The sequence below is a fragment of the Psychroserpens sp. genome (assembly GCF_045105015.1).
In the GTDB taxonomy this organism is placed as follows: Bacteria; Bacteroidota; Bacteroidia; order Flavobacteriales; family Flavobacteriaceae; genus Psychroserpens.
On the sequence record NZ_JBGCCX010000153.1, the window covers coordinates 1 to 5830 of the forward strand.

Annotated in this window: 5 protein-coding genes and 1 pseudogene; all 6 read left to right on the forward strand. The window is 31.0% G+C overall.

Translation table 11 applies throughout. The annotated features are described in order from the left end of the window. A pseudogene (locus tag AB8B90_RS11890) lies at positions 1-434 on the forward strand (glycosyltransferase); the annotation flags it as partial. A gap of 66 nt (positions 435-500) precedes the next feature. After that, the gene (locus AB8B90_RS11895) at positions 501-2231 is read left to right on the forward strand and encodes a phospho-sugar mutase (RefSeq protein WP_405337155.1); all 1731 of its coding nucleotides are present in this window, start codon (positions 501-503) and stop codon (positions 2229-2231) included. Further along, the gene (locus tag AB8B90_RS11900) at positions 2231-4057 is read left to right on the forward strand and encodes an ABC transporter ATP-binding protein (protein ID WP_405337157.1); all 1827 of its coding nucleotides are present in this window, start codon (positions 2231-2233) and stop codon (positions 4055-4057) included. Before AB8B90_RS11895 ends, AB8B90_RS11900 begins: the two co-directional genes overlap by 1 nt. A 288-nt stretch (positions 4058-4345) precedes the next feature. Further along, positions 4346-4888: an RNA polymerase sigma factor gene (locus tag AB8B90_RS11905; RefSeq protein ID WP_405337159.1), complete on the forward strand. Its 543-nt coding sequence runs from the start codon at positions 4346-4348 to the stop codon at positions 4886-4888. A gap of 63 nt (positions 4889-4951) precedes the next feature. Further along, on the forward strand, positions 4952-5443 hold the full coding sequence (locus AB8B90_RS11910) for a hypothetical protein (protein WP_405337161.1): 492 nt from the start codon (positions 4952-4954) through the stop codon (positions 5441-5443). A gap of 13 nt (positions 5444-5456) precedes the next feature. Continuing rightward, the coding region (locus AB8B90_RS11915) for a hypothetical protein (RefSeq protein WP_405337163.1) at positions 5457-5830 on the forward strand (374 nt) is incomplete at its 3' end.

Below are 5830 nucleotides of genomic sequence, written 5' to 3' on the forward strand. Positions count from 1 at the left end.
GAGAAATGCATCGCTATATCCCTGTACTAGCAAAAAATGCTGGCTTCACCAATATTGGTGAAAAAATTGTAAAACATCAAGCTCGTAAATATGGTGAAACCAAGTTTGGAATGGACCGATTTATTAATGGCTTTTTAGATTTATTAACCATATGGTTTATTTCTCAATTTGGAAAAAGACCAATGCATCTTTTTGGTGCATTAGGTGTCATAATGTTTAGTATTGGTTTTATGTTTTCTTTATATCTTGGAATTGATAAATTATTCTTAAATCCTACAGGAAGACTAATCACCCAACGACCACAATTCTATATTGCGCTCGCTACAATGATTATTGGTAGTCAACTATTTATTGCCGGATTCTTAGGTGAAATCTTTTTAAGAACCAAAGAAAACAAACAACGTTACCTCATAAAGCAAAAATTAAACCTGTAAAGTCAAGACTAGCTTTACAAATAGTACATTTTGAAAAACTTACTTTTATATTATACTTTATAAACTATGAAATACATTGAACCTCAACTTTTAGAACGTGTAAACACATGGTTAACTCCAACGTTTGATGATGAGACAAAAAACTATATAAAGGATTTAATTGCTAACGACACTAAAGAACTTACAGAAAGCTTTTATAAAGATCTTGAATTTGGAACTGGTGGAATGCGTGGTGTCATGGGAATTGGCACCAATAGAATTAATAAATTTACACTTGGAAAAAACACGCAAGGCTTAAGTAATTACTTAAAACAATCGTTCCCTAATGAAACACTTAAAGTTGCGATTGCATTTGATTGCAGACACAATAGTAAAAGTCTTGCCAAAGTAGTTGCTGATGTGTTTTCTTCTAATGGAATTAAAGTCTTTCTTTTTGAAGATTTGCGTCCAACTCCCGAATTATCTTTCACTTTAAAACATTTAAATTGTCACTGCGGAATTGTATTAACAGCATCTCATAATCCTCCTGAATACAATGGATACAAAGTATATTGGCAAGATGGAGGACAACTTGTTCCTCCTCAAGATGCGGAAATTATATCCGAAATTAATAGCTTAGATTATTCCGAAATTAAATTTGAAGCTAATGAAGATTTAATTCATTACATAGGTAAAGATGTTGATGATGTCTTTATTGATGAATCTGTTAAAAATGGAAGTTTTAATACCTCTCAGCAAGCTAAAGAAAACTTAAATATTGTTTTCACTTCACTTCATGGAACATCAATTACTGCGATTCCTGAAACATTAAAACGCGCTGGTTATACCAATGTGAATATTGTTGAAGAACAACGTGAACCTAATGGTGATTTCCCAACTGTAAAATCACCAAACCCTGAAGAACCTGAGGCCTTAAAAATGGCAATTGAACTTGCAGAGAGAACTAATGGTGATATTGTAATCGGTACAGATCCTGATTGTGATCGATTAGGAGTTGTTGTTAGAAATCTTGATGGTGAATTGGTCATACTGAATGGAAATCAAACCATGATCTTAATGACTAATTTCCTATTAAAACAATGGATAAATAGCAACAGAATTAATGGTAATCAATTTGTTGGTTCTACAATAGTATCTACACCAATGATGTCGGTATTAACAAATGCTTACAATGTTGAGTGTAAAATTGGATTGACAGGTTTTAAATGGATTGCAAAAATGATTAAAGACTTCCCTACAATGGATTTTATTGGAGGTGGTGAAGAAAGTTTTGGATTTATGGTTGGTGATTTTGTTAGAGATAAAGATGCTGTCACCTCAACTTTACTTGCATGTGAAATTGCAGCACAAGCTAAAGCCAAAGGTATTTCTGTCTACAAGGAACTAATAGAATTATATCTAGAACATGGTTTTTATAAAGAACGCTTAGTCTCTCTAACCAAAAAAGGTATTGAAGGTGCTCAAGAAATCAAACAAATGATGATTGATGCTCGTAAAAACCCATTACAAGATGTTAATGGTTCAAAAGTGGTAAAAGTAGAAGATTATCAATTATCTATTTCTAAAGATTTTACAACTGGAAAAGAAAGCACTATTGATGTTCCTAAATCTAATGTACTCATCTACTACACTGAAGATGGTAGTAAAATAGCATTACGACCAAGTGGCACAGAACCTAAAATTAAGTTTTATATTAGTGTAAATACAACCTTAGACAATGTGTCAGCATTTAATACTACGGAACAAAAATTGGAAACCAGAATTGATGCTATCCTAAAGGATATGAAATTAAACTAATGGATTATATAAAAAAACTTTCCCGATTTTTACTTCCATATAAGCGTTATGCGATATTAAATATCCTATGCAATGTCTTTTATGCGTTGTTTAGCACTTTAGCTATGGTATCCTTAATGCCAATGATTAATGTGCTTTTTGGTGAAGGAGAAAAAGTATTTGACAAACCTTCTTACGAAGCTATTGGAGATGTAAAAGATTATGCTGAAACCTATCTGAATTATTTAGTAACAACTACAACTGAAAATGACGGACCAGAACGTGCTTTATTGTACATGATTGTTTTGATTATTACCATGTTCTTGTTTAAGAATTTATTCAACTATTTAGCATTATTCTTCATTACATTTTTGAGAAATGGGATTCTTAAAGATATTAGAGATGAAGTCTATGATAAAGTAATCGCCTTACCAATTTCTTATTATTCAGAAAAACGTAAAGGTGACATCATTGCTCGTATTTCTGGAGATGTTGGTGAAGTTAAAAGCTCTATGCTTTCTGTGCTGGAGTTAATTGTGAAAGAACCATTAACAATTCTTTTTTCAATTATTACTATGTTTTTGATTTCTACTAAACTTACCATATTCGTTTTTATTTTTATTCCTATTGCAGGTTTTATTATTTCGCGAATCGGAAAAAGTTTAAAAAGAAAATCAGAACGCGTACAACGTGAACAAGGTGTCTTCTTATCGACACTAGAAGAAACACTTGGAGGCTTAAAAGTGATTAAAGGGTTTAATTCTGAAAAACGATTTAATTCCAAATTCCAAGAATCTACAAGTCGCTTTTTTAAATTTTCTAATACCTTAACTAACCGACAAAACTTAGCATCACCAACTAGTGAAGTTCTAGGAATTGCTACTATTGCATGTTTATTATGGTATGGTGGAAAAATGGTAATGGTGGATCAAACACTTTCTGGAGGTGCTTTTATTGGATATATGGCATTAGCCTATCAAATTTTAACTCCAGCTAAAGCTATTAGTAAAGCGAGTTACAAAGTAAAAGCTGGAAATGCAGCAGCAGATCGTATTTTAGAAATTTTAGAAACCGATAGTCCATTAAAAGATAAAGCAGACGCAATTAACAAAACTGATTTCACATCAGAGATTGCAATAAATGATATTTCATTTAAGTATGAAGACGACTTTGTACTCAAAAATTTTACTATTAGCGTTCCAAAAGGAAAGAGTATCGCTTTAGTTGGCCAATCAGGAAGTGGGAAATCTACAATTGCTAATCTAGTGACCCGTTTTTATGATGTCAATAAAGGAAGTATCACAATTGATGGTATAGATATTAGAGACATGACCAAACACTCTGTTAGAGGTTTAATGGGACTAGTGACTCAAGACTCAATATTATTTAATGATACCATTAGAAATAATATTCTTATTGGAAAAGAAGATGCCACAGATGAAGAGATTGTTGATGCTTTAAAAATTGCCAACGCTTGGGAATTTGTAAAAGATTTAAAAGACGGATTAGATTCAAATATTGGAGATTCAGGAGGTAAACTTTCTGGCGGACAAAAACAACGTCTTAGTATTGCTAGAGCTGTACTTAAAAACCCGCCAATTATGATTCTTGATGAAGCAACATCTGCACTTGATACTGAAAGTGAACGTTTAGTTCAAGTTGCACTAGAAAATATGATGAAAAATAGAACGTCTATTGTTATTGCACATAGATTATCTACCATTCAAAATGCTGATGAAATCATCGTCATGCAAAAAGGAGAAATTGCCGAGCAAGGAAATCATAATCAACTCTTAGCAAAAAATGGTGTTTATAAGAAATTAGTAGACATGCAAAGCTTCGAATAAAACATATTATAACTATTTTAATCAGAAAAGGACACAATATAAATTGTGTCCTTTTCATTTCTATTACCAGATTTGGGGACACTGGTAATATATAACTAAGTAGGTTAAGCTGAAGCAAACATAAAACAAATAAACGGTTCAAACAAGAAAAAAATGCATTTCATCGTATTTATTTAACACTTTATCGATAAAAATGATTATAATGCATTGTTTTACAGATGATTAGTAAATAAATATTTTTTCATTAAACTTTTACTATTTTCATGAGTCTAAAGAAAAAATGAGTTTTTGAAGGAAGAACAAGATTTTATTCAGAGATTAATATCAAAAGACACCAAAGAAGTTGCCTTCAATGAGTTATTACAACTATATAAAGAACGCTTATACTGGCACATTAGGCACATTGTAAAATCTCATGACGATGCAGATGACGTACTTCAGAATACATTTATAAAAGTGTACAGAAGCATTCATAATTTTAAAGGTGATAGTAAATTGTATTCTTGGATGTATCGTATAGCAACTAATGAATCTATTACACACATCAATAAAAATTCGAAGCGATTACATTTATCTTCAGAAGAATATCAAAACAAAACCATTAATAATTTACAGGCAGACGTATACTTTGAAGGCGATGAGATTCAAATTCAATTACAAAAGGCAATTGCTACTTTACCAGATAAACAGCAATTGGTGTTCAATATGAAATATTTTGAACATTTAAAATATAGAGACATGTCAGAAATTTTAGACACAAGTGAAGGCGCACTAAAAGCATCATATCATTTAGCGGTAAAAAAAATTGAAGCCTTTTTAACTAAAGATTAAACGTTTAAGGAAACTATTAGTCTTATATTAAACAAAGATTTCGTTTAATGCGAAATATAAAAAATGAAACACAAGAAAATAGAATATATTAAATCTGCTGGTTTTAAAACACCTGATAACTATTTTGACTCGTTTGACACAAAACTCAAGGAACGTTTAGCAGAAAAAGAGTCGGCTTTAGAGAAAGAAACTTCAGGATTTAAAGTTCCAGATAATTACTTTGAAAGTTTTGATGACAAGGTCTTAAAACAGATAAAGGATGACAAACCTGTAATTAAATTAAGACAATCTTTTTATTACATCGCAGGAATAGCTGCCTCTTTAATTTTATTATTTTCTATTTTTATAAGTAATGAATCAGCAGATGACATTTCTGTAGAAATGGTTGAAGCTTACTTTGAAGACAGTGATTTAGATAGTTATGAATTAGCTGAATTACTTACAGAAGCAGAAATTTTAGAAGATGATTTTATCATTTCAGAAACTAATTACAATGAAGATAATCTAGAAGACTACCTTCTTGAAAACACAGATATAGAAGAACTTTTACAATAAACACAAATTAAATATGAAGTTAATTATAACAATATTAGTCTGCTTTTTAACCATTACCACATTTGCGCAACCTAATGGTAAAATGAAAGAGCGCATCAAAGCTCAAAAAATTGCTTTCATAACTGAAAAGTTAGATCTTACTACTGAGGAAGCTCAACAATTTTGGCCAATTTATAATGCTCATGAAAAAGAAATGGAAATGCTTCGAATAAATGGTCGTGAAAAGCGTCGTAATTTAAATATTGAAACCATTAGTGATACCGAAGCTAAAAATGCATTAAACGATTTATTAGCTTTTGAAAAAGAGCAACAAGAACTTAAAGCAGACCTCGTAGAAAATTTATTAAAAGTGATTCCAGCTAAAAAGATTATCGCATTAATGAAAGT